We start from the raw sequence: 1,567 nt of genomic DNA, 5'->3' as shown, positions 1-1,567 counted from the left end.
GCCCCCGTGAGGGCGTGCCAGCGCCCGACACAGGGCGGACAACACTCACCCCCGGTCAAGTCACCCCGGCGAATGGCGGTGGCTACACGAGCGGGACAAGCACCACGACCGGAGACGCTTCCGACTCGACCGGATGCAGACGACCACGCCCTCGCCCGAACCGCTTGACAGTCGCACTTTCCCCCGCACGTCGATCAAGAACCGGCTCACGAGCGACTTCGGCTCGGGGCGGCCGAGAAGGCCTGGGCTGAGCTGTCGGATGCGGACTGAGGGCCGCCGCGCGCTCAGTACGCGCCGGCCAGGATCCCCTCGGCCTGGGCGCGGCTGATCCCGGTGCTCACACCGCACGCCGTGCACGTCGCCTCATAAGACGAGCCCAACGGGACGATCCGGATGAAGAACACCGAGAACGCGCGCTTACGGCGGTCGACCCGCTGCGCCGCCCGGTGACCGCACCGCGGGCAGGTGGCCTGTGCCAGCCCGAGATTCCGGGACGAGTTCTTGAAGCCGAAGATGACGAGCATGCCTCCAGCGTGCCAGCGCCGGGCGCCCGGGCTGCGCGTGTCGTCGACAGGCAGTCGACCCCACACGGTGTTCCACAGGCCCGTGCCCCTCCACAGACCGGCCGAAAACCGGCCTGCAAGCGAGCTCGCGGCCCCGCCGGTGCACCACAGTATTGGTCATGGCACCTCCACCCAGCGGCCCGAGACGCCGCGGCGACCTCACCACAACCCGCGGAGCGCACCGCGCCACGAACGGTTACAGGAAGGCGCATCACGGGATCTGGGAACCGGCGACCACCATCACCACGCCCACCACGCGGCTGGCGGCGGCGACGCTGACGTGTCCCGACGCCGTGGCCACCGGGTGGCTGGCCGCCTCGGTCCACGGACATCCGTGGCTGCCCCTGCAGTACCCGGTCGAACTGGCGGTGGGGGCCAAGCGCGTGCGCCGAGAGGGAATCGTCGCGCGCCGCTACGCGATTCCTGACGAGCACGTGGAGACCATCCTCTCGGCCGACGGAGTGGACCTGCGGGTCGCCAGCCCGGAATGGACGCTGTTCGACCTCGCCAGATACGAGGACCGGGTCGAGGCGATGGTCGCGCTGGACGGCGCCTACCGGATGGGGCCCGGATACAACCCTCGGTACTCGCTGCCGAGGCTGCTCGCGCGGTATCCGGGGTTGCGGGGGAGTCGGCTGGCTCTCGAGCGTTGCACCCACGCCGAGCCGAAGACCGAGTCGGCGATGGAGACGCGCCTGCGGATGCTCCTGATCGACCTCGGGCTGACAGGATTCGAGGTGCAGTACCCCGTCCCCGGGTTGCCGTTCCGCGGGGACTTCGCCTTCGTCGAACGGAAGATTCTCGTCGAGTACGACGGCGGCGGACACCGCACCGCGGCCCAGCAGGCGCGCGACGCCGAACGCGCCAACCGGCTGCGTGCGGCCGGGTGGACGCGGATTGTCGTGACGGCGACGCTGTTCTACCGGCGCCCGCGTGAACTCGCCGCGCAGCTGCTCGCGGTGCTCGGGTGAGCCGGCTGGGTGGTGCGCTGGCCCCGTCTGCCC

The 1,567-nt window shown here is 70.9% G+C and carries 2 protein-coding genes; one reads left to right on the top strand and one right to left on the bottom strand.

Translation table 11 applies throughout. The features are described from left to right. Positions 1-284 precede the first annotated feature (284 nt). Entirely contained in the window at positions 285-524 is a 240-nt protein-coding gene (locus KHA85_RS16410; protein ID WP_213186622.1) for a zinc-ribbon domain-containing protein, read from the bottom strand. A gap of 158 nt (positions 525-682) precedes the next feature. Here KHA85_RS16410 and KHA85_RS16405 point away from each other — a divergent pair, with 158 nt between their 5' ends. Beyond that, on the top strand, positions 683-1,534 hold the full coding sequence (locus KHA85_RS16405) for a type IV toxin-antitoxin system AbiEi family antitoxin (protein ID WP_213186621.1): 852 nt from the start codon (positions 683-685) through the stop codon (positions 1,532-1,534). Positions 1,535-1,567: the final 33 nt, after the last annotated feature.

Source organism: Dietzia massiliensis (assembly GCF_018390595.1).
Taxonomy (GTDB): domain Bacteria; phylum Actinomycetota; class Actinomycetes; order Mycobacteriales; family Mycobacteriaceae; genus Dietzia; species Dietzia massiliensis.
The sequence above is the reverse complement of the archived record's forward strand: the minus strand, read 5'-3'. Positions and strand labels throughout refer to the sequence as shown.